This window comes from Mesorhizobium sp. B2-4-17, assembly GCF_006441275.1.
Classification (GTDB): domain Bacteria; phylum Pseudomonadota; class Alphaproteobacteria; order Rhizobiales; family Rhizobiaceae; genus Mesorhizobium.
This window is the reverse complement of the sequence record NZ_VFUX01000002.1, coordinates 182,217-208,169: the sequence shown is the minus strand read 5'-3', so window position 1 is coordinate 208,169 and position 25,953 is coordinate 182,217. Positions and strand designations below refer to the sequence as shown.

25 protein-coding genes and 1 pseudogene are annotated in these 25,953 nt (G+C 63.4%); 7 read left to right on the top strand and 19 right to left on the bottom strand.

Annotated features, from left to right (window positions below):
* The first annotated feature begins 1 nt into the window (after position 1).
* Entirely contained in the window at positions 2-2,890 is a 2,889-nt protein-coding gene (locus FJ548_RS02730) for an EAL domain-containing protein (RefSeq protein WP_140776675.1), read from the top strand.
* Positions 2,891-2,898: 8 nt separating this feature from the next.
* Here the strand turns inward: FJ548_RS02730 and FJ548_RS02725 are convergent, their stop codons facing one another.
* Positions 2,899-3,507: a YqgE/AlgH family protein gene (locus FJ548_RS02725; RefSeq protein ID WP_140610068.1), complete on the bottom strand. Its 609-nt coding sequence runs from the start codon at positions 3,505-3,507 to the stop codon at positions 2,899-2,901.
* A 172-nt stretch (positions 3,508-3,679) separates the two neighbouring features.
* Between FJ548_RS02725 and FJ548_RS02720 the strand changes: the two genes are divergently transcribed.
* The 3 genes from FJ548_RS02720 to FJ548_RS02710 all read left to right on the top strand — a co-directional run bounded on the left by FJ548_RS02720 (position 3,680) and on the right by FJ548_RS02710 (position 5,613).
* Positions 3,680-4,486 (top strand): protein-disulfide reductase DsbD domain-containing protein, encoded by an 807-nt coding sequence (locus FJ548_RS02720; RefSeq protein ID WP_140776674.1) that lies wholly within the window; start codon positions 3,680-3,682, stop codon positions 4,484-4,486.
* A 73-nt stretch (positions 4,487-4,559) separates the two neighbouring features.
* Positions 4,560-5,042 (top strand): peroxiredoxin, encoded by a 483-nt coding sequence (locus tag FJ548_RS02715; RefSeq protein ID WP_140693402.1) that lies wholly within the window; start codon positions 4,560-4,562, stop codon positions 5,040-5,042.
* Between the two features lie 94 nt (positions 5,043-5,136).
* Positions 5,137-5,613 carry a DUF2938 domain-containing protein gene (locus FJ548_RS02710; RefSeq protein ID WP_140693400.1) on the top strand — a complete coding sequence of 159 codons (477 nt, stop codon included), beginning with the start codon at positions 5,137-5,139 and terminating at the stop codon, positions 5,611-5,613.
* Between the two features lie 197 nt (positions 5,614-5,810).
* Here FJ548_RS02710 and rnhA read toward each other — a convergent pair whose 3' ends face one another.
* From rnhA to coxB, 12 genes and pseudogenes are all read right to left on the bottom strand, one after another.
* Positions 5,811-6,344, bottom strand: coding sequence for a ribonuclease HI (rnhA, locus tag FJ548_RS02705; RefSeq protein ID WP_140693398.1), 534 nt, complete (start codon positions 6,342-6,344; stop codon positions 5,811-5,813).
* Positions 6,341-7,303, bottom strand: a complete 963-nt coding sequence (locus FJ548_RS02700; RefSeq protein WP_140776672.1) for a homoserine kinase — start codon at positions 7,301-7,303, stop codon at positions 6,341-6,343. Before FJ548_RS02700 ends, rnhA begins: the two co-directional genes overlap by 4 nt.
* A 5-nt stretch (positions 7,304-7,308) precedes the next feature.
* Positions 7,309-8,319, bottom strand: a complete 1,011-nt coding sequence (gene ispH, locus FJ548_RS02695; protein ID WP_140693393.1) for a 4-hydroxy-3-methylbut-2-enyl diphosphate reductase — start codon at positions 8,317-8,319, stop codon at positions 7,309-7,311.
* Positions 8,320-8,406: 87 nt separating this feature from the next.
* Positions 8,407-9,162, bottom strand: coding sequence for an SURF1 family protein (locus FJ548_RS02690; protein ID WP_181168691.1), 756 nt, complete (start codon positions 9,160-9,162; stop codon positions 8,407-8,409).
* Positions 9,159-9,545, bottom strand: a complete 387-nt coding sequence (locus FJ548_RS02685) for a DUF983 domain-containing protein (RefSeq protein WP_140776670.1) — start codon at positions 9,543-9,545, stop codon at positions 9,159-9,161. Before FJ548_RS02685 ends, FJ548_RS02690 begins: the two co-directional genes overlap by 4 nt.
* 2 nt (positions 9,546-9,547) lie before the next feature.
* Positions 9,548-9,676, bottom strand: a pseudogene (locus FJ548_RS02680) (L,D-transpeptidase family protein); the annotation flags it as partial.
* 74 nt (positions 9,677-9,750) lie between these two features.
* Positions 9,751-10,632, bottom strand: coding sequence for a cytochrome c oxidase subunit 3 (locus tag FJ548_RS02675; RefSeq protein ID WP_140776668.1), 882 nt, complete (start codon positions 10,630-10,632; stop codon positions 9,751-9,753).
* A gap of 1 nt (position 10,633) precedes the next feature.
* Positions 10,634-11,266, bottom strand: a complete 633-nt coding sequence (locus FJ548_RS02670; protein ID WP_140761408.1) for a cytochrome c oxidase assembly protein — start codon at positions 11,264-11,266, stop codon at positions 10,634-10,636.
* On the bottom strand, positions 11,266-11,427 hold the full coding sequence (locus FJ548_RS02665; RefSeq protein ID WP_140776666.1) for a hypothetical protein: 162 nt from the start codon (positions 11,425-11,427) through the stop codon (positions 11,266-11,268). Before FJ548_RS02665 ends, FJ548_RS02670 begins: the two co-directional genes overlap by 1 nt.
* 2 nt (positions 11,428-11,429) lie before the next feature.
* The gene (locus FJ548_RS02660) at positions 11,430-12,374 is read right to left on the bottom strand and encodes a heme o synthase (RefSeq protein ID WP_140776664.1); all 945 of its coding nucleotides are present in this window, start codon (positions 12,372-12,374) and stop codon (positions 11,430-11,432) included.
* Between the two features lie 70 nt (positions 12,375-12,444).
* A complete protein-coding gene (gene ctaD / locus FJ548_RS02655; protein WP_140761418.1) occupies positions 12,445-14,097 on the bottom strand; it encodes a cytochrome c oxidase subunit I in 1,653 nt (550 codons plus the stop codon).
* Between the two features lie 37 nt (positions 14,098-14,134).
* Positions 14,135-15,001 carry a cytochrome c oxidase subunit II gene (gene coxB / locus FJ548_RS02650; RefSeq protein WP_140693385.1) on the bottom strand — a complete coding sequence of 289 codons (867 nt, stop codon included), beginning with the start codon at positions 14,999-15,001 and terminating at the stop codon, positions 14,135-14,137.
* Positions 15,002-15,488: 487 nt separating this feature from the next.
* On the opposite strand from coxB, the gene FJ548_RS02645 reads away from it, so the two are divergent.
* Together FJ548_RS02645 and tldD are read left to right on the top strand one after the other, a co-directional pair.
* Positions 15,489-15,983: an invasion associated locus B family protein gene (locus tag FJ548_RS02645; protein WP_246678543.1), complete on the top strand. Its 495-nt coding sequence runs from the start codon at positions 15,489-15,491 to the stop codon at positions 15,981-15,983.
* 166 nt (positions 15,984-16,149) lie between these two features.
* The gene (gene tldD, locus FJ548_RS02640; protein ID WP_140776660.1) at positions 16,150-17,562 is read left to right on the top strand and encodes a metalloprotease TldD; all 1,413 of its coding nucleotides are present in this window, start codon (positions 16,150-16,152) and stop codon (positions 17,560-17,562) included.
* Positions 17,563-17,720: 158 nt separating this feature from the next.
* Here tldD and FJ548_RS30270 read toward each other — a convergent pair whose 3' ends face one another.
* From FJ548_RS30270 to FJ548_RS02620, 4 genes are all read right to left on the bottom strand, one after another.
* The gene (locus FJ548_RS30270) at positions 17,721-17,867 is read right to left on the bottom strand and encodes a hypothetical protein (protein WP_246678542.1); all 147 of its coding nucleotides are present in this window, start codon (positions 17,865-17,867) and stop codon (positions 17,721-17,723) included.
* Between the two features lie 362 nt (positions 17,868-18,229).
* On the bottom strand, positions 18,230-20,749 hold the full coding sequence (locus FJ548_RS02630; protein ID WP_348640856.1) for a caspase domain-containing protein: 2,520 nt from the start codon (positions 20,747-20,749) through the stop codon (positions 18,230-18,232).
* A gap of 200 nt (positions 20,750-20,949) precedes the next feature.
* Positions 20,950-22,191: a class I SAM-dependent RNA methyltransferase gene (locus FJ548_RS02625; protein ID WP_140776654.1), complete on the bottom strand. Its 1,242-nt coding sequence runs from the start codon at positions 22,189-22,191 to the stop codon at positions 20,950-20,952.
* Positions 22,188-22,952 (bottom strand): TlyA family RNA methyltransferase, encoded by a 765-nt coding sequence (locus tag FJ548_RS02620; protein WP_140776652.1) that lies wholly within the window; start codon positions 22,950-22,952, stop codon positions 22,188-22,190. The genes FJ548_RS02625 and FJ548_RS02620 overlap by 4 nt, the downstream gene beginning before the upstream one ends.
* Before the next feature lie 152 nt (positions 22,953-23,104).
* Here FJ548_RS02620 and FJ548_RS02615 point away from each other — a divergent pair, with 152 nt between their 5' ends.
* On the top strand, positions 23,105-23,506 hold the full coding sequence (locus FJ548_RS02615) for a GFA family protein (protein WP_140611118.1): 402 nt from the start codon (positions 23,105-23,107) through the stop codon (positions 23,504-23,506).
* Between the two features lie 58 nt (positions 23,507-23,564).
* Here FJ548_RS02615 and FJ548_RS02610 read toward each other — a convergent pair whose 3' ends face one another.
* Together FJ548_RS02610 and dxs are read right to left on the bottom strand one after the other, a co-directional pair.
* The gene (locus FJ548_RS02610; protein WP_140611116.1) at positions 23,565-23,852 is read right to left on the bottom strand and encodes a hypothetical protein; all 288 of its coding nucleotides are present in this window, start codon (positions 23,850-23,852) and stop codon (positions 23,565-23,567) included.
* Positions 23,853-24,000: 148 nt separating this feature from the next.
* Positions 24,001-25,914, bottom strand: coding sequence for a 1-deoxy-D-xylulose-5-phosphate synthase (gene dxs, locus FJ548_RS02605; RefSeq protein ID WP_140611114.1), 1,914 nt, complete (start codon positions 25,912-25,914; stop codon positions 24,001-24,003).
* Positions 25,915-25,953 lie beyond the last annotated feature (39 nt).

Below are 25,953 nucleotides of genomic sequence, written 5' to 3'. Positions count from 1 at the left end.
TTTGACGAATTTCCTGCGAAACGGGCCGCTCTTCGCCTTTGTCCTCGCGGCAATCCTGACGCTGTGCGCGGCTTCGTCGGCCTTTGCCGTCGAACCGATCAAGATTGCCCGCGACGATGTCGCGCTCGACCTCTCAGGCGCTGTCGAGATCTACCGCAACCAGGGTGAGAACTTCCAGGTGTCGACCGCGCCCGGGCCGGACGGCATCGTGCGGCGCATCGAGGTCGAGGCCAACGATGCCCGTTCGACCGGCGACTGGGCGGTCTTCGCGCTCGCCAACACCACCGACCAGCAGCTTGACCGGCTGATCGTCGCGCCGCATTTCCGGCTGGTGAATTCCGGCATCTTCTGGCCTGATCTCGGCTCGACACGCATCGCCGCCATCACGCCCAGCGAAGGCTTCGCGCTAGACCGCCAGACCAGCCCCGACGCCGACGTGTTCCGGGTAACGCTGAATCCCGGAACGGTGATCACCTTTATCGCCGAACTCGCCTCGCCGAAGCTGCCCCAAGTCTATCTGTGGGACCCGGAGTCCTACAAGGACTCAGTCAATTCCTACACGCTGTTTCGCGGCATTGTCATCGGCATTGCCGGCCTTCTGGCGCTGTTCCTGACCATCCTGTTCGTGGTCAAGGGCACCTCGATGTTCCCAGCGACGGCGGCGCTCGCCTGGGCGGTGCTTGCCTATATCTGCGTCGATTTCGGTTTCCTCAACAAGATCATCGAAATCTCGCCCGGCAATGAGCAGATGTGGCGAGCGGGAACGGAGGTGGCGCTGGCGGGCACCTTCGTGGTGTTCCTGTTCGCCTATCTCAACCTCAACCGATGGCACGGCCACTTCAGCTATGGCGCGCTGGTCTGGATACTGGGGCTGCTGCTGATCGCCGGCGTCGCCATTGTCGACCCGGCGGTCGCCGCCGGCATCGCCAGATTGTCCTTCGCGGCCACCGCGCTGACAGGGCTGGGCCTGATCATCTTCCTCGGCATACGCGGCTATGACCGCGCCATCATGCTGGTGCCCAGTTGGGTCATGGTGCTGTTGTGGCTATGTGGATCGTGGATGGCGATCACCGGTATGCTGGACAACGACATCGCCCAGCCGGCGCTCGGCGGTGGCTTGATCCTCATCATCCTGTTGATTGGCTTCACCGTCATGCAGCACGCCTTTGCCGGCGGCGCCCTGCACCAGGGCCTGTTCTCCGATCTTGAACGCCAGGCGCTGGCGGTCGCGGGATCAGGCGACACAGTGTGGGATTGGGACGTGCTGCGCGACCGCGTCGTCACCAAGCCTGATGTCAGCATCCAGCTCGGGCTGGCGCCCAACAGCCTGGGTGGTGCGGCGCGCAACTGGCTGCCGGTGCTGCATGCCGATGACCGCGACACGTTCCGCACGACGCTCGACGTGGTGCTGGAGCACCGCCGTGGCCGGGTGGCACAGAATTTCCGCCTGCGCGGCGCCGACGGGCACTATCACTGGTTTGCCTTGCGCGCCCGCCCGGTGATCGGGTCGGACGGCGAGGTCATCCGCTGCGTCGGCACCATGGTCGACGTCACCGAGCAGAAGAAGTCCGAGGAGCGGCTGCTGCACGACGCCGTGCACGACAATCTAACCGGCCTGCCCAACCGCGAATTGTTCATGAACCGGCTGGAGGCGATCATCTCGATCGCTCGCACCGAAGAGAAGGTGCGTCCGACCGTGTTCGTCATCGACATCGACCGCTTCAAGCAGGTCAATGACGGGCTCGGCATCTCGGCCGGCGACACCATCCTGCTCACCATAGCGCGGCGCCTGCACCGGCTCCTGAAACCGAAGGATTCGCTGTCGCGCTTTGCCGGCGACCAGTTCGCGCTGATGCTGCTGTCCGAGCAGGACCCTGCCCGCATCGCCGGCGTGGCGGATGCCATCAAGCATGCGATCAACAACCCGATCACCTTTGCCAAGCGCGAGATCGTGCTGACCGCCTCGATCGGCCTGATCACCTGGACATCGGCCCAGAGCTCGGCCGAGGACATGGTCAAGGACGCCGAGCTTGCCATGCACCAGGCCAAGCGCTTCGGCGGCGACAGGATCGAGCCGTTCCGCCCGGCTTTCCGAACCGTCGGCACCGACCGGCTGCAGTTTGAATCCGATTTGCGGCGCGCCATCGAACGGCGCGAATTCACGCTTGCCTACCAGCCGATCGTGCGCCTAGAAGACGGCAGCGTTGCCGGCTTCGAAGCGTTGCTGCGCTGGGACCATCCGCGTCGCGGCATGATCCCGCCTGCCGATTTCATTCCGGTCGCCGAAAGCTGCGGGCTAATCGTGCAGCTTGGGCTGTTCGCCATGCAGCAGGCCGCCGAGGATCTCGCCGGATGGCAAAAGCAGATCGGCGATGCGCCGCTGTCGGTTTCGGTCAACCTGTCCAGCCGCCAGCTCATCCGCCGCGACCTGGTCAGCGATGTCCGCTCCGTCATCGCGCGGGCCAATCTGAAGCCGCGCTGCTTCCGGCTCGAGCTCACCGAATCCCTGGTAATGGACAATCCCGAGCAGACCGCCCACGTGCTGACCAAGCTGAAGCAGCTCGGCATCGGCCTGTCGCTGGACGATTTCGGCACCGGCTATTCCTCGCTCGCCTACCTCACGCGTTTCCCTTTCGATACGATCAAGATCGACAAGAGTTTTGTCGACGACAACACGCCCAAGCGCGCCGTGCTGCTCAAGTCCATGGTCAACATGGCGCATGAGCTCGGTCTTTCGGTGGTTGCCGAGGGTATCGCCGACGAGCGCGATGTGCTGGAACTGCGCCAGATGGGCTGCGAATATGTGCAGAGCTTCATGTTCGGCGCGCCGATGCCCGGCGACCAGGTGCTGAGGACGCTGAAAGAGCAGTATCCGTTGACGCAGGCGTGAGAAGAAGCTCAGGCGTGTCCGGCAGCGAGGCTGAGATGGGCGAGATCGATGCCGATCGAGGCGAGTATCCGATCGTATTTGCGCTCGATGTCGGCGTCGAACAGCAGCTCGGGACTGGCCGGGCAGGTCAGCCAGCCATTCTCGGCGATCTCGGTTTCCAGCTGGCCGGCGCCCCAGCCCGAATAACCCAGCGCCATCAGCGCGTGACGGGGCCCGCGGCCGGACGAGATGGCGCGCAATATGTCGACCGTCGCGGTCAGGCAGATGTCGTCGGAAACGGTCAGCGACGATTCCACGCGATAGTCGCCGGAATGCAGCACGAAGCCCCGGCTGCGATCGACAGGGCCGCCATTGCGGACGACGAAATCGCGCGCTTGCGCCGGCAGGCGGATCGCCTCCTGCTCGTTCATGATGCCGAGTTGCACCAGAAGGTCCGGGAACAGCATCTGCTGGGTCTGGTTGATGATCAGGCCCATCGCGCCTTCATCGCTGTGCGCGCAGATGTAGATGACAGAGCGCGTGAAACGATCGTCCTTCATGCCGGGCATGGCAATCAGGAATTGATCATCGAGAAAACCGCGGCCAGCGGTTGTCTTCTTGTGGCGTAACAAATCCATGACAAGGAGGGTAACGTGTTTCCCGGGCGCCGAAAAGATGCGCAGCGCCGGATTCGACCAAAGCTCATGTTGCCAAGCCAGCAGTTGCTTGCCCGCGAAGGTCACGCAAATATGATATCGGCAGGGCCATGAAATCATTGCGCGGCCACGAACGGACGATCAAATCATTGCCATGCAAAGCTTGAAAATCCTGCTGCTCGGCGCCGCCATCGGTTCGGCGACCGTAGTCCCCGCCTCCGCCTCCTCGTCCGGCTGGTACAACAGCGAAGGCGGCAAGGTGCGGCTGGTGACGAGCGGCAAGCCGGACGATGCCGGCCGTATCCAGGGCGTTCTCGACATAGCGCTCAAGCCCGGCTGGAAGACATACTGGCGCGACCCGGGCGACGCCGGCGTGCCACCGCAGCTCGATATCTCGGCCAGCACCAACATTGCCGATGCCACACTTGCGTTTCCGGCACCCCAACGCCACGACGACGGTTATGGCAAATGGGCCGGCTACAACTATCCGGTCTCACTGCCTGTCACATTCACGCTGGCGACGCCGAGCCAACCGGCCGTCATCGACGCCGACATCTTTCTCGGCATTTGTGAAACGATCTGTATCCCGGTGCAGACAAAGCTGACCGTCGACCCGGCTTCCGATCCGGACAATGCGGACGACGCGGCATTGGTGAAGGCGAGTTTCGCGGCTTTGCCGGCGCCGGCAAAGCCTGAGTTCGGCATCAATGTGCTGCCGGGCGATCACGAGACGCTGGTTGTCGAGGCGAGCTTTCCCGGTGACCCCGCGGCGGCGGATTTCTTCGTCGCCGGCGAGCGGAATTACATGTTCGGCGCTCCTTCCCGCCGGGAAAAGGACGGCAAGCTGATCTTCACCGTTCCGATCCTCGACCGCCCGTCGACGACGCCGACGGATGGCGGCCTGCACTATACGCTGACGAGTTCCGCGGGGGCCGTCGAAGGACTGCTACCTTTCCCTTGATGCTGCGGTTGCAGGAAGCCGCTGAGTTCGCTACGCAAGCACGCATCCCTTCCCATCCCCAAGCGAGGAACTCATGACCATTTCCGTCGGCGACAAGCTGCCCGAAGCGACCTTCAAGACGATGACCGCCGACGGCGCCAGGGCGATCACCTCGGCCGAGATTTTTCCGGGAAAAAAGGTGGTCTTGTTCGGCGTTCCCGGAGCCTTCACGCCGACCTGCAGCAACAACCATTTGCCCGGCTATCTCGAAAACCATGACGCCATCCTGGCGCGTGGCGTCGACACGATCGCCGTCGTTTCGGTCAACGACGTCCATGTCATGGGCGCCTGGGCGCGCTTCACCGGCGGTGAAGGCAAGATCCTGTTCCTCGCCGACGGCAATGGCGATTTCGCCAAGGCGGTCGGCCTCGACAACGACCTTTCGGCCGGCGGCATGGGGCTGCGCTCGAAGCGGTTTTCGATGATCATCGACGACGGCAAGGTCACCGCGCTCAATGTCGAGACCAAGCCGGGCGTCGACGAATCCGGAGCGGCTCATATTCTCGGACAGCTCTGAGCTTCAAGGGTCGCATCGGGCGAGGCCGCAATGGCCGCTCCTCGCCCGACAACCGCTTGCGCTCCAGAACTGCCGGTTTTCAGGGATCCCAACGATGTTTGACATCTTCTGGCGCGCTGTCGCGATCGGCATCGGCGCCACCGTGCTGATGGATCTCTGGGCGCTCTTCCTCCACAAGGCGTTCGGCCAGCCACGGCCGAACTGGGGACCGGTCGGCCGCTGGGTCCGGCACCTCGGCGACAAGGTCTTTCACGACGATATCGGCGATGCGGCGCCCTATGCACATGAAGTGGCACTGGGCTGGGCCTTTCACTACTTCGTCGGCATTGTCTACGGCATCATCCTGGTCGTCGTGGCTGGAGCAGGCTGGCTTACCGCGCCGACTTTTCTGCCAGCCTTCATTCTTGGCGTCGTCACCGTCGGCGCCGGCTGGTTCCTGCTGGCGCCCGGCATGGGCGCCGGATGGGCAGCATCGAAGCGGCCCAACCCGATGCAGATCCGGGCGCTCAACCTGGTCTCGCACACGGTGTTCGCTCTTGGACTTTGGGGCACCGCGCTGCTGATCCGCTGAGGACTTAGAACTGCTCCAACCTGTCGATCGGCCACCACCCGTGGAGAACGCGAGGCGTGGCGATATCGAAGGCGAAGTGGTTGCCGCCGCCAGGCGGCTGATCCCTGTCGCGGCTTATCTGCTTGCCGCTCAGCGCAAGCAGCAAGGGTCGGCGTGGCAGAGGGCTTCCCGTCGATCGGAAGCCCCAAGGCTGGAACTCAGTAACTCTGCGTCGAGCGACGTGCCTTCGTCGTCGGCGGCTGTTTTGCCTGGACATCCGGCTTTGGCGCTGAAACCGCTGGCTTGAAGGAGCCCTTCTTGAACGGCGCCATGCCTTCCCTTGCCAATTCGTCGGCGCGCTCGTTCTCGGCGTGGCCGGCATGGCCCCTGACCCAGTTCCAGGTGACCTTGTGGCGTCTGTTGGCTTCGTCCAGCGCCTGCCACAGCTCACCGTTCTTGACCGGTTTCTTGTCGGCGGTCCTCCAGCCGTTCTTCTTCCAGCCATGGATCCACTTGGAAATGCCGTCCATGACATATTTGCTGTCGGTATGAAGCTCGACGGTGCAAGGCTCCTTGAGCGCGTTCAGGGCAGAGATGGCCGCCAGCAATTCCATGCGGTTGTTGGTCGTCTCGGCCTCGCCGCCGGAGAGCTCCTTGGTGGTGCCGTTGAAGCGCAGGATGGCGCCCCAGCCGCCGGGGCCAGGATTGCCCGAGCAGGCGCCGTCGGTGAAGATCTCAACCTGTTTGCTCATGCCAATCCATATTCCGAAGGAGATTTGATCGCCCGATGGAACCGCATCCTGCGGATATATTCCGTCGGATCGCGCTTCATCACCAGCCCGCCGTCTGGAACGGTCAGCCAGTCATAGAGGCGGGTCAGCATGAAGCGCAGCGCCGAACCGCGTGCCAGCATCGGCAGCGCCGCCTTCTCCTCGGCGCTCAGGGGCCGCACGCTCTGGTAGCTCTCGAGCAGTGCCTTGCCCTTGGTGAGATTGAAGGAAAAGTCCTTCTCGAAGCACCAGGCGTTGAGGCAGGTGGCGACGTCATAGGCGTAAAGGTCGTCGCAGGCGAAATAGAAGTCGATGAGGCCGGAGAGCTTTTCGCCCAGGAAAAAGACATTATCGGGGAAAAGATCGGCATGGATGATGCCTTTAGGGAGGTCTCTCGGCCAGTTGCGCTCGAAATCGGCGAAGTCGGCATCGACCTCGGCCGCCAGTCCCGGCTCGACTTCGTCGGCCCGGTCGCGGGACGCGTCCCACAGCTTGCGCCAGCCGTCTATGGCGAGAGCGTTGGGGCGGGTCATCGGAAAATCAGCACCGGCAAGGTGCAGGGCGGCCAGCGCCTTGCCGACTTCGGCGCAGTGCGTTGCCATCGGCCGGCGCAGCGAAAGCCCTTCCAGGAACGTGATGATGACGGCCGGACGGCCGGCCAGCGTGCCGATGACGCTGCCGTCATGCGCGGTCACCGGCAGCGGACAGGACACCCCCTTGTTGGCGAGGTGACCCATCAGCCCAAGGAAGAACGGCAGATCCGCCTTCTCGACGCGTTTCTCGTAGAGCGTCAGGATGTAGGAACCGCTGGAGGTGTGCAGCAGGAAGTTGGAGTTTTCCGTACCTTCGGCGATGCCCTTGTAGGACAGGAGATCGCCGACCGGGTAGCGCTTCAGGAAAGCGCCGAGTTCGCCCTCCGCAACGTCGGTATAGACCGCCATGTGCCTTACGCGGCCCCGTTGACGAAGGCCATGTCGGCCGGCGTCAGTTCGACATCGCGCAATACCCGCATGACCGGAAAATCCTCTGTTTCTGTGGCCGTGATGGCCAAGTCGATCGTGACATCGAAACGCTGGCGGAACGCGTCGATGATCTCGTCGACGATGATCTCCGGCGCCGATGCCCCTGCCGACAGGCCGAGCGTCGAAATGTTGCCGATGTCATTCCACGGAATTTCGGCGGCGCGCTGCACGAGAAGCGACATCGAAGCGCCGGCACGCTCCGCCACTTCGACAAGGCGACGCGAATTGGAGGAATTGGGGGCGCCGACGATCAGATAGAGATCGGCGCCGGCCGCTGTTTCCTTCACCGCCTCCTGGCGGTTGGTGGTGGCATAGCAGATCGATTCCGCCGCCGGCGCCTGCAGGTCTGGAAAACGGTCCTGCAGGGCGCGGATGATGCCGGCGGTGTCCTCGACCGACAGGGTGGTCTGGGTGACGAAGCCGAGCGCGTGCGGATCGGCGGGCTCAAGCCCGGCGGCATCGGCCTCGGTCTCGATCAGCGTTACCGCGCCCTCCGGCAACTGTCCCATGGTGCCGATCACCTCGGGATGTCCGGCATGGCCGATCAACAGCACGTGGCGGCCAAGCCGCTGATGGCGCATCGCCTGCTTGTGCACTTTCGAGACCAGCGGACAGGTGGCGTCGAGATAGAACAGATTGCGCGCCTGGGCATCCGCCGGCACCGATTTCGGCACGCCATGCGCGGAGAAGACGACCGGCGACTGCCGGTGTTCGGCCGGGATCTCGGAAAGCTCCTCGATGAAGACGGCGCCAAGGCTCTGCAGCCCCTCGACGACATAGCGGTTGTGCACGATCTCGTGGCGGACATAGACCGGCGCGCCATATTTCTTCAGCGCCAGCACGACAATCTGGATGGCGCGGTCGACGCCGGCGCAGAAACCGCGCGGCTGGCAGAGCCGGATCGTCAGAGGAGGTTTGGCGATTGTCTGAAGCATAAAATCCTGACCGGTTCGTCAGCGCCGAAATGAGGTGCCTACCCCTGCCCTGTCAAGAGCATCGGCAGAAAGGGGCGTCGCTCGCGTTCAGTCCTCTTTCGCGGGTCGGCGAAGCCGCAGGACGAGCACGACGGCGAGCGCGGCAGCAAGCCCATACCAGGTGACAGCATATTGCAGATGGCTGTTCGGCAGATCGATGATGGTAACGCCGCCGATCGGCAGGCCGCCGGGATTCGGCGTCTTGTCGGCATCGATGAAGATCGGCACCAGCTTGAACCCGGCCAGCAGGCCGGCGGTCGCCGCCATCACGTTCCGATCCTTCCAGTAAAAAATGTTCTTCGCCACGTCATTGTCGGGAAGCATCATCGAGGGCTTTCCCGGCAGCGGATTGCGGGCGAGCCCGGTGATGGTGACCCTGCCCGTCACCTGTCCCTGGGCGCGCTTGGCGGCGTCCTTGATGTCGTAGGGTACGAAGCCGCGATTGACCAGGACGAAGCGGCCATCGTCGAGGGCGAGCGGGGTGTAGACGTTGAAGCCGGCCTCGCCTTCCCAGGTCGTGTAGAAATGCCGTTCGCCGGAATGCAGGAAAGTGCCGGAAACCGTCACCGGCGTGTAGTCGACGTCGCCGGTCGAGGCGAATTCCTTCTCGACCTCGGCCAGCGGCAGCGGCGCCGAGTGGGTCCGCTGGTCGATGGTCTGCAGAAGGCCTTCCTTCCAGTGCAGGCGCTGCACCTGCCAGGTGCCGAGCGCCAGCAGAATCAAGAGCAGCACCAGGCCAAGACCTAGCAGCAATACCGATCGCGGCCGCGAACGGCCACCGACTTTGACGGATGCCTCGCTCATTCGCCGCGGTCCAGCCGGCCTTCGGCCGCCTTGTTGGCATATTGCAGAGTGAGCAGGACGCCCTTGATCAATCGGAGCGCTGTCAGGCACAGCACCAGGGCTAGTGGGATCCAGACAAGCAGATGTAGCCAGAGCGGCGGGCTCAGCGTCACTTCCACCCAAAGCGCCAGGCCGACGATGATGAAGCCGATGATCAGGATGACGAAGACCGCAGGCCCGTCGCCGGCGTCAGCATAGGAATAGTCGAGGCCGCAATTGGCGCACCGTTTGACGACGGTGAGAAAGCCCGAAAACAGCCGCCCTTCGCCGCAGCGGGGACAGCGGCCGTGCAGGCCGGCCGAAATCGGATCGATCGGAGGCCAGATCGCCTTATCGTCACCCATGGTTACTTCTCGATCTCGATTGGTGTCCCATCGGCCACCATCGCCCAGATTTCGTCCATGTCGGAATCCCTAACGGCAATGCAGCCGTCGGTCCAGTCGACCAATTGAAGCAGCCACTCCCACCAGCCGAAACATTGCGCCGAAAAGGAGAAGGCGGCCACGTCGCCGCGGCCGCCTTCCCGAAATCTAAATCCTCAGGCCTAGATCAGTGGCCTTCGATCACCGCGCCGACCGATCCCCAGACGTAGATCGAGGCGAACAGGAACAGCCAGACCACGTCGACGAAGTGCCAGTACCAGGCGGCCGCTTCGAAGCCGAAATGCTGCTTGGGGGTGAAGTCGCCCCTCATTGCCCGGATCAGGCAGACCAGCAGGAAAATGGTGCCGATGATGACATGGAACCCATGGAAGCCGGTCGCCATGAAGAAGGTGGCGCCGTAGATGGAATCCTTGAAGCCGAACGGAGCGTGCATGTACTCGTAGGCCTGCACCATGGTGAAGAGCATGCCGAGGCCGACGGTCAGCACCAGACCGTTGATCAACCCCTTGCGGTCGCCGTGAAGCAGCGAATGGTGCGCCCAGGTGACCGTTGTGCCCGACAGGAGCAGGATGACGGTGTTGTAGAGCGGCAGATGGAAGGGATCGAGAACTTCCATGCCCTTCGGCGGCCAGACGCCACCGGTGAAGGTGTGGCGCGCGTAGTTCTGCGCCTCACCGGCAAAAAGGCTGGCATCGAAATAGGCCCAGAACCAGGCGACGAAGAACATCACCTCCGAGGCGATGAACATGATCATGCCATAGCGCAGGTGCAGCGACACGACCCGCGTGTGATGTCCCTCATGCGCTTCCTTGATCGTGTCCGACCACCAGGCGAACATGGTGTAGAGCACTATCACGATGCCGATGAAGAACAGCCAGGGATTGGCGATGTTGGCGCCGAAGATCGGGAAGGAGCCGCCCTTCAGGTACTCCATGAGGCAGACACCGCCGAAAGCGGTGACCAGCGCCCCAACAGATCCCAGGAAAGGCCACGGGCTCGGGTCGACGAGATGGTAGTCGTGGTTTGGTTTTGCGTGCGCGTCTGCCATATCAACCCCCGAGATTTCCTTCGGTATTTGAAATTGTCTTGCTATTTCCCTTGACCGGCTCCGAGGAGGCGACCGGCTTGTTCTTCTCGACCGGGAACATCGTGTAGGACAGAGTGATCGTCTTAATGTCCTTCAGTTCCGGCACATTCACGATATCAGGGTCCACGTAGAACACGACCGGCATGTCAAGCGTCTCGCCTGGCTTCAGTGACGTATCGGTGAAGCAGAAGCACTCGACCTTGTTGAAATAGGGGCCCGCCAGTTCCGGCTGCACGTTGAAGGTGGCGCGGCCGGTGACGGGGCGATCGAACTTGTTGGTCGCTTGATAATGCGCCTGGACCGTCTCGCCGATCTTCATCGTCATTGAGCGCTGGACCGGCTGGAACTCCCAAGGCACGCCGGCAATATTGGCGTCGAAGCGGACTGTGATCTCGCGGTCGAGTACACGGCCGGCATACTGTTTCTCGACCCGTTGCGTCGTGCCGCCATAACCGGTCGCCTGGCAGAACATCTTGTAGAGGGGCACGGCCGCATAGGCCATGCCGATCATGCCGGTGAAGAAGGCGAGGCAGACAGCCGCGACAATGCGGTTGCTGTTTTTCCCGGCGGTTTTTTTGGGCAACTCGATGCTCATCACATCGTGCCCGACAAATTGTGGCCGAACTTCACGATCGTCGCGATGTAGAAAATGACGACCAGCGCCGCGAGCGCCACGCCGATGGCGATGGAACGGCTGCGCTGAGCCTTTTTCTGACTCTCGGTCAAGGTGACCGTTTCGAGCTTGTCTTCGGCCATGCTCATGCTCCACCAGCCGCGAGTACACGCCCGATGACGCTGTCGGCGAGATAGACGGCGAAAATGGCGAAGAGATAGAGCAGCGAGTAGGCGAACAACGCCTTGGCCGGCTTCATCGCGCGATCGCTGTCGGGCATGCCAAGCACTTTCCAGGCATACCAGACAAAGCCTGCGCCCAGCAGCAGCGCGGCCACGCCATAGATCGGTGTTGTATAGCCGAGCAGCCAGGGCAGCACGCCGACCGGGGCCAGCACCACTGCGTAGGCGAAAATCTGACGACGGGTCGACGCATGACCGGCGACGTTCGGCATCATCGGGATGCCGGCGCGCCCATAGTCCTCGGACTTGAACAGCGCGAGCGCCCAGAAATGCGGCGGCGTCCACAGGAAGATGATCAGGAACAGGATGATGCTTTCGAGGCTGACCGACCCGGTCACGGCGGCCCAGCCGATGACCGGCGGGATCGCACCGGCCGCGCCGCCGATGACGATATTCTGCGGCGTCCAGCGCTTCAGCCACATTGTGTAGACGACGGCATAGAAGAAGATGGTGAAGGCCAGCAGCGCCGCCGACAGCCAGTTGACCAGCACGCCGAGCGTCATCACAGAGAGCACCGACAGCACCAGGCCGAAGCTCAGCGCCTCATGCGGCTGGATGCGGCCGGACGGCACCGGACGGCTGGCCGTCCTGGTCATCACCGCGTCGATGTCGGCGTCGTACCACATGTTGAGCGCGCCGGACGCGCCTGCGCCGATGGCGATCGACAGGATGGCGATCACCGCAAGCAGCGGGTTGATGGTCACGGGCGCCGCGACCAACCCGACAAAGGCGGTGAACACCACCAGCGACATGACGCGCGGCTTCAGCAGGGCGAAGAAATCGCCCGCCGTGGCTTCCGACATGCGGAAGCCTGCTTCGTCAATGCTGGTTTCGTCGACTAGGGCCATGGGTACTCAATTCCATCCGTTTGGCCAAAACCGCCGGCGAACCGGCGGTTTCGATTCCGGGGCTGCCGCTTTACTTGATCTTCGGCAGCTGCTCCCACTGGTGGAACGGCGGCGGCGAAGGCAGCTGCCATTCGAGCGTGGTGGCACCCTCACCCCATGGGTTGGCACCGGCGATCCGCTTCTTCTGGAAGGCTTCGAACACGCCATAGAGGAAGATCGCGACACCGACGGCCGAAATGTACGAACCGTAGGACGACACCATGTTCCAGCCCGCAAACGCGTCCGGATAGTCGATGGTGCGGCGCGGCATGCCGGCCAGGCCAAGGAAGTGTTGCGGGAAGAAGACCAGGTTCACGCCCACGAACATCACCCAGAAATGGGTGTTGGCGATGACAGGCGAGTACATATAGCCGGTCATCTTCGGGAACCAGTAATACCAGCCGGCGAAGATGGCGAACACCGCGCCCAGCGACAGCACATAGTGGAAGTGGGCGATGACGAAATAGGTGTCATGCAGCGAGCGGTCGAGGCCGGCATTGGCCAGCTGCACGCCGGTGACGCCACCGATGGTGAACAGGAAGATGAAGCCCAGCGCCCACAGCATCGGCGGCTTGAACGAGATCGACCCACCCCACATCGTCGCGATCCAGGAGAAGATCTTCACGCCCGTCGGCACCGCGATGACCATGGTGGCGAAGACGAAGTAGCGCTGCGTGTCGAGCGACAGACCGGTCGTGTACATGTGGTGCGCCCAGACGATGAAGCCGACGGCGCCGATCGCGACCATGGCGTAAGCCATGCCGAGATAACCGAACACCGGCTTTCTCGAGAAGGTCGACACGATATGGCTGATGATGCCGAAGCCCGGCAGGATCAGGATGTACACTTCCGGATGGCCGAAGAACCAGAACAGGTGCTGGAACAGGATCGGATCGCCGCCACCATCGGGAGCGAAGAAGGTGGTGCCGAAATTGCGGTCGGTGAGCAGCATGGTGATGCCGCCGGCCAGAACCGGCAGGGACAGCAGGAGCAGGAAGGCAGTGACCAGCACCGACCATGCAAACAGCGGCATCTTGTGCAGCGTCATGCCGGGAGCGCGCATATTGAAGATGGTGGTGATGAAGTTGATGGCACCGAGAATCGAGGACGCGCCGGCGATGTGGATCGACAGGATCGCCAGATCCATCGCCGGTCCAGGCTGGCCCGAGGTCGAAAGCGGCGGATAGAGCGTCCAGCCGCCGCCGACGCCGTAGGCGCCCGGCGCGCTCGGCATGAACATCGAGGTGAGCAGCAGGATGAAGGCAGGCGGCAGCAGCCAGAAAGAGATGTTGTTCATGCGCGGGAACGCCATGTCGGGAGCACCGATCATGATCGGCACCATCCAGTTGGCGAAACCGCCGATCAGCGCCGGCATGACCATGAAGAAGATCATGATCAGCGCATGCGCGGTGGCAAAGGCGTTGTACATGCTCTTGCCGCCATCGATCGCCGCATCACCGTTCATGCCGTAGACCATCTGCGCAAGACCGCTGAAGATCTGGATGCCCGGCTCCTGCAGTTCCATGCGGATGGCAACCGACAGTGCGCCACCGATGATGCCGGCTATGATCGCGAAGATCAGGTAGAGCGTACCGATGTCCTTGTGGTTGGTCGAATAAACCCAGCGCACCCAACCGTGATAAGGCTTGTGGTCGTGCCCGTCGTGAGCTGCAGCGTCTGCCATGTTCCGCTCCGTTCCCTGATCTTTCCTGGCCGCGGCATCAATTGCCGGCGGCCGCTACCTTGTTGTGGCCATCGACCTCGGCCATCAGCGTCTTGTTGGCGCCGGGCAGATCGGTCTTGGCCGCAGCCAGCCAGGTCTTGAACTGCGCGTCCGAGACGACGCGAATGGCGATCGGCATGAAGGCGTGATCCTTGCCGCAGAGCTGCGAGCACTGGCCATAATAGAGGCCTTCCTTCTCCGCCTTGAACCAGGTCTCGTTGGTGCGACCGGGAATGGCGTCGATCTTGATGCCGAAGGAAGGCATGGCAAAGGAATGGATCACGTCGGTCGCGGTGACGAGCACGCGGGTCATCGTGTTGACCGGCACCACCAGTTCATTATCGACGGCGAGCAGACGCGGATAGACCGTGCGGTCTTCCTTGCCGGCTTTGGCGCGGTCGCCGTCCTGGAGGATGGCCGAATTGAAGGCGAGCGTGTTGTCGGTCTGATATTCGTAGTCCCAGTTCCACTGGTTGCCGGTCGCCTTCACGGTCAGCTTGGCCTCCTCCGGCGGCGTATACTGCGCGGTCAGAAGCTGAAACGAGGGAATGGCGAGACAAAGCAGGACCACGACGGGGCCGACGGTCCAGATGACCTCGATCAGCGTGTTATGGCTGGTCTTGGACGGAATCGGGTTCACGCTCGCGCGGAATTTCACGATGCAATAGATAAGGAGGAACAGCACCAGGACGGTGATCGGGATGATGAACCACATCGTGTAGTTTCCAAACCACTCGATCTGCCGCATCATGTCGGTCGCAGGCGCTTGGAAGCCCGTCTCCCACGCCTTGGGCTGGTCCGCATGAGCGGATCCGCAGGCGAGGAACGTGGCAGCAGCACCGGTGCTTGCTAGGAATTTTCTCATCGCCCTCTTCGTCTCCCAGTCTCTCACGGCTGTGCCCGCAAGAATAACGAACAATGCCGGGACGGGAATCCCGGACAGTCTCAAGGTGGTTCAAACCATACTCTTTTTCCCTCCGCAAGAAAGGAGCGGAGGAAACTGTGCGGCATTTTTGCGCGCAAGCCGGCACGGCTCTTCCGGGGCGGCGGCAATGGCGGCGAATCGCGTATGTCCGGCAGGCCGCTGCCTCATGCCGGCCGGGCGCGCGAAGCGTCGTAATTCAGGCGAATTTGGCAGGAAAAAGCGCTCTATTGCCTGTATCAGGACAGTTCGGCCGCGGTCTCGTCCTTTACTTGGCATTGGCGCGGCTTAAAGTGCCGTGATTCGCAATGGAGCCGTCATGAACTCTTGGCTTTCAAGACTTGGGCACCCAAGACTGGGGCACACAAGACTGGGGCACACAAGACTGGGGCATACGAGACCGGGGCTTTCGAGCCCTTTGGTCAAGGCCATGCTTGTTGCCGCCCTGTCCGCGGCCGGTCTGTTCGTGGCCGGTCAGGCCAATGCCGCCCAGCCGAGCGGCACGGTGCGCTCGACGCATGGCGCCTGGTCGATCATCTGCGACACGCCCGCCGGCGCCACCTCGGAACAATGCGTGATGATGCAGAACGTCGTTGCCGAGGACCGTCCGGAGATGGGGCTGTCGGTCGTCGTGCTGCGCACCGCCGACAACAAGGCCGAGATTCTGCGCGTGCTGGCGCCGCTCGGCGTGCTGTTGCCCAACGGGCTCGGCCTCAATGTCGACGGCAAGGACATTGGCCGCGCCTATTTCGTGCGCTGTTTCCAGGATGGATGCTATGCCGAGGTCATCCTCGAAAAGCCGCTGCTCGACACGCTGAAGACCGGCACGTCGGCAACGTTCATCGTCTTCCAGACGCCGGAAGAAGGCATCGGCATTCCCGTCGACCTGAAGGGTTTTGCCGAAGGCTTCGCGGCGCTGCCCTGATTCCGCCCCTGGCGCAAAGCCCGGTCCTGACGCGATTTTGCCGCACCGAAGCCGGACTTGTGTCGGCTGGCCGCTGCCATTCGTCGAGCCCGATCTTCATTGCAGATTGTGCAGGCGCATCTTCGCGCCTACATCGTGGAAACAATTCTTTCCACGGATGGACGCCATGAACAGCCTGATCGGCCAATTCGACATTTCAGATGATCGCATCAAGCAGATCGTCGCCGACACCATCAATGGCGCCGACGACGGCGAGCTTTTCCTCGAATACAGCGAAAGCGAAGCGCTGATGTTCGACAATGGCCGGCTCAAGACCGCCAACTTCAATACGGATCAGGGGTTTGGTCTTCGCGCCGTCGCCGGCGAAGCCAGCGGCTATGCCCATTCGAGCGACCTGTCCGAGGCCTCGCTGCTGCGCGCGGCCAATGCCGTCTCGACCGTCAAGGGTGGCTATTCCGGGACACTTGCCGCCGCGCCCGCCCGCACCAACCGCCATCTCTATGGCGACGAGAACCCGATCCCCTCGCCCTCCTTCGAGGCCAAGGCGAAGCTGCTGCAGGAAATCGATGCCTGGCTGCGCGCGGAGGATCCGCGCGTGCGCCAGGTGACCGCCTCGCTCGCCGCGTCCTGGCAGCATGTCGAGATCGTGCGCGCCGACGGCCAGATGGTTCGCGATATCAGGCCTCTGGTCCGTATCAACGTCTCCGTCGTGGTCGGAGATGGCGACCGCCAGGAAAGCGGCTCCTACGGCATGGGTGGGCGCAAGGCCTTTGGCGATTTCCTGATCGAGGACAGTTGGAAGCATGCCGCCAGGGAGGCGCTCCGGCAGGCTCTGGTCAATCTCGCGGCGGTTCCTGCCCCGGCCGGCACGTTCGACATCGTGCTGTCCAGCGGCTGGCCGGGCGTCATGCTGCATGAGGCTGTCGGGCACGGGCTGGAAGGCGATTTCAATCGCAAGAAAACCTCGGCCTTCGCCGACCTGATGGGACAGCAGGTCGCCGCCAAAGGCGTCACCGTCGTCGACGACGGCACCATCCCCGAGCGGCGCGGTTCGCTCACCGTCGACGACGAAGGCACGCCGTCGGCCCGCAACGTGCTGATCGAGGACGGCAAGCTGGTCGGCTACATGCAGGACCGGCAGAACGCACGGCTGATGGGCATGAAGGCCACCGGCAACGGCCGGCGCGAAGGCTATGCGCATCAGCCGATGCCGCGCATGACCAACACCTACATGACGGCAGGCGACATGGAGCCGGACGAGATCATCGCTTCGGTCAAGAACGGCATCTACGCCGTCTCCTTCGGCGGCGGTCAGGTCGACATCACATCGGGCAAGTTCGTGTTCGGCTGCACCGAGGCCTACATGATCGAGAACGGCAAGGTGACGCAGCCGATCAAGGGCGCGATGCTGATCGGCAACGGGCCCGATGCCATGCATCGCGTTTCGATGGTCGGCAACGACATGAAGCTCGACAATGGCATCGGCATGTGCGGCAAGGCTGGCCAGGGGGTGCCGGTCGGCGTCGGTCAGCCGCATCTGCGCATGAACCAGATGACGGTGGGCGGCACCCGGGTTTGAGGCCCGGGGTTGTTCCGGTACTATCGCCTCTTCTGCGGCTTTTGAAGTGGTTCAGGTTTGAAGTGGTCCAGGACAGAGAACCGCTTCACCTCCAGAATTGCTGCCAGCCTCTCCAAGCAGGGCAGCTGGCAGCATAACACGCCGCGGACAGCCGAAGATCAGCTGGCTTTGCCGCCGTTCTTCTTGCAGTCGGCCCGGAACTTCGCGCGCGCCTTGCCGTGCAGCTTCTTGGTATCCGCAAGCGCGGAACATTGCTTCGAAATCGCCGTTTGCTGCGGCGTCATGGCAGGCGCAGCCTTCTTCATGGGCGCCGTCGTAGTGGTGGCCGGCGCCGTCGTGGTCGCCGCTTTCGTCGCCGCCGCGGCGGCTCCCGTCGCAATGAACCCTGCCAGGGCGACAGACGTCAGAACGCTTGCAATCCTCATTATGCTCACTCCTTTTTTACCCCCTGCACTGATTGGGTAACAGCGAGCCGGGGCATTGCGCAATCTTGGCAGCGGGCAACCACGCAGATGTGATCTGTTCGCGTGTTGCCGCCGCGGCCTGGCCATGTTTGCTGCCAGCCCGGCACAGCCCGTGTCATCTCACACAACGCGACCAGCGAGGCGTTTCGAGCCTTGTCTTATGCCTGTCGCGACCCAAGCCGGGCCCCTCTGGACGATATGCACTATTGCTTGCAAGCAGGCTCATTAGGGTGCCCGCAAGACGGCTTCTTGACAGCTGGCGGCTGCTGCGGCCTTGGCTGCGCCTGCGGCTGCCGGTGCACCTCTTGCATCTGCTGCTTCGGCGGTCTTGGCTGCGCTTGCGGCTGCCGGCGCATCTCTTGCATCTGCTGCTTCGGCTGGGCGTGGAACTCCGGCCTCTGCGCCCTGGGTTGACCCTGCACTTTCAGCTGCGGATTGCCATTGACCTTGAATTTCTGCTGGACGTTGCCACCACCGCTTCCGTTGGCGGGCGGCCTGTGGAATTTGGGACCGCTGCCATTGCCCTGAGCCCCATTGCCTTGCCCATTGGCTTGGCCATTCGTCTGGCCACCGCCCTGATTGTGAAGCTTCCTGAACTTGCCGTTGGGCGAGGTCTGGCCTGAATTCTGGCCCTTGAGCGCCGAGGGGTTGTTCGTCCCATTCGCCACAGGCGTGCCATTGGCACCCGGGGCCCTGCGGAACTTGCCATTCTTGCCTGTTTCGTTCTGGCCAGTACTGTTTTGGCCCTGCCCATTGGCCCGGTTTTGCCCATCAACCGCAGGGTTGCCGGCTACGGCGTTTCCACCCGCCGTGCCCTGCTTGTTCAAGAGCTTCCTGGACTTGCTGTTGGGCAGGTTCGGGTTGTTGGGCAGGTTCTGTCCATTCACCACAGCGTTGCCGGTCACGGCGTTTCCACCTGCCGTGGCCTGCTTGTTCAAGAGCTTCCTGGATTTGTTGTTTGGCAGGTTCGGGTTGGGCAGATTCTGTCCATTCAGCACCGGCTTGCCATTGACGAGCGGGAGCGTCTTGCCGTCGGCGCCGGGCAAGGCATGACCTGTCAGCCTGTCGGCAGGCAATGTCTTCGACAGCGGCGTGGAACCGCCCGGCTGCCGGCTACCCCGCCCTGGCTTCACTGGCAGGCCGCCGGGGTTCTGCTTGGCGAGCGTGGCTTCCTTCTTCTGCAGGACAGCCGGCAGCGCGACCTTGGTCGCCAGCGCGGCCGCACCCAAGCCCACGGCGCCGGCGGTCAGCTTCTGGCCGGTGGTGAGGCCGCGGCCCTGATTGTTGTTCTCGTTGATCGTCGTGTTGTTGATGATCGAGGTGTTGTGGATGTTGTTGAAAATGACGTCGTTCGGCGGCGGGTAGATGTCCCTCGGTGGGTTCACCCAGGCCGGCACGGGCACGAAGACCGGCGTCGGCAGGACGAAGATGCCGATGGGCGGCGGCGGCGGCGGCAGCACGACGAAATCCGGCGGTGGCGGGGGCAGGAAGATCACGGCGACCGGCGGCGGCGGATCGAAATCGAAATCGGGGTCGTCGAAATAGAGTATGGGACGGTCGACGTAGACGATTTCCTCCTCCGGCGGCGGCGGCACGTCATAGGCGTAGACGGTGAAATCCTCCGGCGGCTCCAGGGCCGCCTCGAAATGCTCGAGCCGGCGGCGGGCGTCCCAGGCATGCGGGCCATGCGGGTAGCGCCGGAGATAGGACCAGTAGGCTTCCGGCGTGTCCCGTAGCCAGGTTTCGCGCCAAGTAATCGCCTCGCGCCGCGCCGCGATGATGGCGCGCACGCGCTTGGCCATCGGATCGTGTGGATAGGCGCCGACGAAATCCTCATAACCGCGCAGGGTGTCGCGATCGAGCGCGGCCACGTAGGCGTCGTGGGCATCGAAGTCGCGGATTTGCCTGGTCCGGTTGGCCTGGGATTCGGCCTCGGAAACCTTCGGCGCGGGCGCATCCGGGGCACGATCGAAGAAGACGAAGGGCGCGCTGATCTTCGAGGCGTTCCACGGCACTTCGGCCCCTTGCGTTACTTCGTTGACGCGCAGGCGCGTGCGGTCGAACACGTCGCTGAGCGGTAGGCCGCCCTCGCGCATCATCTCGGCCAGCGCCTGGGCATAGGCGCCGTACGGGCCCTTGCCTTCTGGCGCGACGGTTCCCGGCGCGGCGTTGAAGGCGATAAGCATGTTCGGGTCGGGATCGACCAGCGCGAGACCGCCGGCCAGCGGCTGGTTCATCTGCGGGAATGCATTCGGCCGCGCCGCGTCGAGCACAACGATGTTGACCTTCGTCGGCAGTCCAGCCAGCGACTTGGTGACGTCGGAGAGCCGCATCGCCTGGAGTGGGACGTCGGCTGGATTGGCGATCTGGGCATCGACCGGCAAGAAGTAGTTCTCGCCTTCGAACTGCACACCTTGGCCAGCGAGGTAGACGAAGACGACCGCGTCGGGTCCGGCGGCGGAGACCTTGCCAAGGAAGTCGCGCAGTGCGCCGCGCAGCGATTCCTGATCCACATCACGCGCGCCGACCACGTCGAAACCGGCAGCCTGCAAGGTCTGCGCGATCAGTCCGGCGTTGTTGGCGGATGTCACCAGTGCGCCGGACGAATAGGCGGCATTGCCGATGACGAAAGCGAGGCGTTTTTGCTGTTGCGCGAGCGCGCCCGTCGCCGAGGCGGCGACGACAAGCACGAGGACGAATGAACTGAGGAATTTCTGGAGCATCCGCATTTCAGGCCACCATGGGTAAGAGCAACCGAAGCTGTCGAGGCCCTTCCCCTCCTCCAGCGAATCTGGACTAAATGGGGGCAAAGAGGCGGCTTTGCGGCGCGATCCCGGCAGGTTGGGATCGAGCGCAGCCCAACCGGCGACTTCAAGGAAAAGTGATCGCGTTCTGTCCGCGCGGCAGCCGAACCGAGGCCCGCCTACCGGCGCTTCCTGGGCTTTTCCAGCAAGGCGACGGCCTCGACATGCGGCGACCATAGGAACTGGTCGATCGGCGTCACGCTTGTCGGCGTGTAGCCGCCGTCGATAAGGATGCGCAGGTCGCGAGCCAGCGTCACCGGATTGCAGGAAACCGCGGCAACGAACGGAACATCCGAGCGGGCGATCTGCTTCGACTGATCCTCGGCACCGGCCCGGGGCGGGTCGAAGACAAGACCGTCGAAGGCGTTCAACTCCTTGAACGTCAGCGGGCGCCGGAAGAGATCGCGGCGTTCGCCCGTCACCCGCTTGATGCCGGTCGCGAAGCGTGATGCCCGGTCGAGCGCCGAGAGTGCGGCCGCATCGCCTTCCACCGCGTGCACCTCCGACTTCGCCGCCAACCGCAAGGCAAAGCTGCCGCAACCGGCGAAGAGATCGGCGACCTTCTTGGCACGCTTCAGATGTCCGCCGACGATCTCGGCCATGGTCCGTTCGGCAGCCTCGGTCGCCTGCAAGAAGGCGCCTGGCGGCAGGGCGACGGCGACACCGCCGAACATGACGACAGGCTTCCTTGGTTCGATGATGATCTCGTCATCGACGGACAATCTGGCGAAGCCTTGTGCGATGACAAAATTGGAGGCGATACGGCGCTGGTGTTCGCCGAGCTTGCCGGATTCGTGTGCCGCGACATCGAGGCCCGAAGCCGTCACGGTAACCGCCATCCGGAACGATTTCGTGGTGGCGCATATCAATTCCGCCAGCGCCCTCAACTGTCCGAGCGCCGCGACGATCCCGGGCAGCGAGATCGGGCATTCCGATATGGGGATGATTTCCGGCGACAGGTGACGATTGAAGCCGAGCAGCATGCCTGTTTCGGCGCGCCGGGCGGCAAGCACAACGCGGCGGCGCGTGTGCGGCGCGCAGGCGACCAGTTCGCCTATGCCGCACTCGATGCCCTTGCCTTTCAGGGCGTGCACTACCTTCTCGCGTTTCCACTGGCGATAGGCCTCGGCCTCGAAATGCTGGAGGGCGCAGCCGCCGCATTCGGTGAAATGGCGGCAGGCGGGGTCGATGCGCAACGGCGAGGCTTCCAGCACCGCCATCAGCGAGGCGCGGTCTCTTTCACGCGCGGCGGTGACGACCTCGCCGGGCAGCGTGAACGGGATGAAGAGATCGCCGCTTTCGGTCTCGGCGATGCCGTCGCCCTGGGCGCCCAGTTTCCTGATTGTGAAGCGCGCGCTCATCGATCCTTGATCCCACCGAGCAGGAATTCGCGATTGCCGTCGCCACCTTCGATCGGCGATGGATGCAGGCCGAGCGAGTGCCAACCTGGAATGGAGTCGAGCCAATCCTGTAACAGGCCGGCGACACGGGCGGCATCGAAGGGGTCTTTCAACAGGCCGCCCTTGCCGATCGCCTCGCGACCCGCCTCGAATTGCGGCTTGACCAGAAGGATCGCGGCGGCACCGGACTTCGCAATGGCAAGCGCCGGCGGCAGCGCCAGTTTCAGCGAGATGAAACTAACGTCTGAAACAATGAAATCCGGAACACGGCCAGCAAGATCCGCGACCGTCAGGTCGCGGGCGTTCAGCCCCTCGATCACCGTCACGCGCGGATCCCCGGCGATGTCGGGATGCATCTGGCCGTGACCGACATCGATTGCCGTGACATGGGACGCGCCGAGTTCGAGCAGCACCTGGGTGAAACCGCCGGTCGCGGCGCCAATGTCGAGCGCCTCCCGGCTGGCCGGGTCGAGGTCAAAATGGTCGAGCCCGGCGATCAACTTAAGCGCCGCCCGTGAGACATAGCCCTGGGCCGGATCATCGACCGATATGACGCATTGCGGCTGAACGGCCTGGCCAGGCTTGCGGGCAATGGCGCCGTCAACCGTCACCGTGCCCCGCTCGACCGCGTCGCGGGCGCGAGAGCGGCTGGCAAACAGGCCGCGCTGGACGAGCAGGTCGTCGAGCCGCTGGCGTGTGCTGGCTGGCAAAGGCGAATTCATCGGCCTTCTCTGACGAAAGCCGGTCGCGAAGGCAAGGACATTGGGCACGACAACGAAAGAGCGGCGACCGAATCGAGCCTCGCGACTTGCGTGCACCGCGTGAGGTCCGGCAAAATGACGGTCGATGGTGATGCCGAACGGCGGGAGGAAAAATGCTGATCGGAACCTGCCACTGTGGCGCAACCCGCTGGACGCTGGAAGGCGATCCCGGCCCGGTGACAGCCTGCAACTGCACGCTTTGCCGCCGCTATGGCACGCTTTGGGCCTATGACTATGTCGACGAACGCATTCGCGTTGCGGGACCGATGGCCAGCTATACGCGGGCGGGAAAAGACACGCCGTCGCTTGAAATCCTGTTCTGCCCGACCTGCGCCTGTGTGCTTGCGTGGCGCGGCTTGCGCGCCGATGCCTCGGGCCGAACACGCATTGCCGTCAACGTCCGGCTGGCGCCGCCGGAAACTGTCGCCGAGTTGCCGATCGACCATTTCGATGGCCTCGACACTTACGAAGACCTGCCGCGTGACAGCCGTTGTGTTCGCGATATGTGGTTCTAGGCTTTGTCTTCACGCAATTCCGGATGGAAAACCGCTTCACACTTTTCCTGGAATTGCTCTAGAAAATGGTGCGCGAAACCTGGCGCTCGACGGCTGGAGACAAGCCGTCGTCCTGTTTCCCCGAAGCCTGCTCACGAGCATGCCCGGTCGCAACGGCGATTGCAGGCTCCGGCAGCACCACAAGCTGCGGCACCTGCTTGTAGGAGAAGCCGCCGCGGATATCGCCCATCTTGCCGGCGACAATGCCCAGCGCCGCTTTTTCCAGATTACGGTCATAGCGCGTCTCGGCGACGGCCGGCGCGACCACGATGCCCAGAAGGGCCGTGCCACACAGAAGCGTCTTCATTCCAACTATCTCCCTGCCTGACGTCGATCTAGCAGGGCGCCGTTGAAAAACGGCCAAGTGACACGGTAAACAAAACGCCAAACGGCAGCGTTAACAAGGCGTTACGAAATCAAGCCGGCAAACCGATTCAAGTGCTTCAGGTTTTGATTCAGGCGCGCTGGGCGCGCACCGTATGCCCGAGCGCCATGAATACGGTGCGCACGATGCCGGCGGTGTCGAGGCCGGCATCGGCATACATCTTTTCCGGTTTGGCATGGTCGGTGAACGCGTCGGGCAGCACCAGCGGGCGCACCTTCAGGCCGCTTTCCAACAGCCCTTCATGGGCGAGGAACTGCAGCACATGGCTGGCGAAACCGCCGATGGCGCCCTCCTCCACCGTCACCAGAACCTCATGCGAGCGGGCTAGCCGCCGGATCAGATCCTCATCGAGCGGCTTGGCGAAGCGGGCATCAGCAACGGTGGTGGAAAGCCCGGCCGCGCCGAGTTCCTCGGCAGCGGCAAGGCAATCCTGCAAGCGCGTGCCGAACGACAGCAGCGCCACCTTGGTGCCTTCCCTGACGATGCGGCCTTTGCCAAGTTCGAGAACCGAGCCGCGTTCCGGCATGTCGACGCCGACACCGTTGCCGCGCGGATAGCGGAAGGCGATCGGGCCATCATCGTAGCTGGAAGCGGTTCGCACCATGTGGCGCAACTCCGCTTCGTCGGCGGCCGCCATCACGACAAAGCCCGGCAGGCTTGCCAGGAAGGTGATGTCGAAAGCGCCGCAATGGGTGGCGCCATCGGCGCCGACGAAGCCGGCGCGGTCGATCGGGAAACGCACCGGTAGTTTCTGGATCGCGACGTCGTGGACCACCTGATCATAGGCGCGCTGCAGGAAGGTCGAATAGATGGCCGCGAACGGTTTGTAGCCTTCGGTTGCGAGACCGGCCGCGAAGGTCACTGCATGCTGCTCTGCGATGCCGACATCGAACGTCCTGGACGGGAACACTTCGCCGAACAGGTCAAGGCCGGTGCCGGTCGGCATAGCTGCGGTGACGGCGACGACGCGGTCATCCTCGCGCGCTTCCTGGATCAGGCTTTCGGCGAACACTTTGGTGTAGGCCGGCGCGTTGGCAGGCGCCTTGGTCTGCGCGCCGGTGATGACGTCGAACTTGTTGACGCCATGATACTTATCGGCGGCGGCTTCCGCGGGTGCGTAGCCCTTGCCCTTCTGGGTCACGACATGGATCAGCACCGGGCCTTCGCCATTGTCGCGGACGTTCTTCAGCACCGGGATCAGATGCTCGAGATTGTGACCGTCGATCGGGCCGATGTGATAGAAGCCGAGTTCCTCGAACAGCGTGCCGCCGGTGACATAGCCGCGCGCATGCTCGACCGCCCTGGTGATGGCGCGATCGACGCGCTTGCCCAGATAAGAGGTCAGCTTCTTGCCGAAATCGCGCAGGCCGACATAGGCCTTGCCCGAGGCGAGCCGCGCCAGATAGGCACTCATGGCGCCGGTCGGCGGCGCGATCGACATGTCGTTGTCGTTGAGGATGACGATAAGGCGGGCATCGAGCGCGCCGGCATTGTTCATCGCCTCATAGGCCATGCCGGCCGACATGGCGCCGTCGCCGATGACGGCGATGACGTTGTTGCGGCCACCGGCGAGGTCGCGGGCGGCGGCCATGCCGAGGCCGGCCGAGATCGATGTCGAGGAATGGGCCGCGCCGAAGGGATCGTATTCGCTTTCGGCGCGTCGGGTGAAGCCGGACAGGCCGCCTTCCTGGCGCAGGGTGCGGATGCGGTCGCGGCGGCCGGTCAGGATCTTGTGCGGGTAGGCCTGGTGGCCGACATCCCAGATCAGCCGGTCATCCGGCGTGTTGAAGACATAATGCAACGCCACGGTCAGTTCGACCACCCCAAGGCCGGCGCCGAGATGGCCGCCGGTGTGGGATACGGCATCGACGAGTTCGGCGCGAAGCTCGGACGCCAGTTGCGGCAGATCGCTCTCGTCCAGCGCGCGCAAATCCGCCGGGATGCGGACCTTGTCAAGAAGCGGCGTATGCGGCGTTGCGTTCACGGGTGCTCAGGCTTTCTGTTCATCGGCGGGATAGGCTGC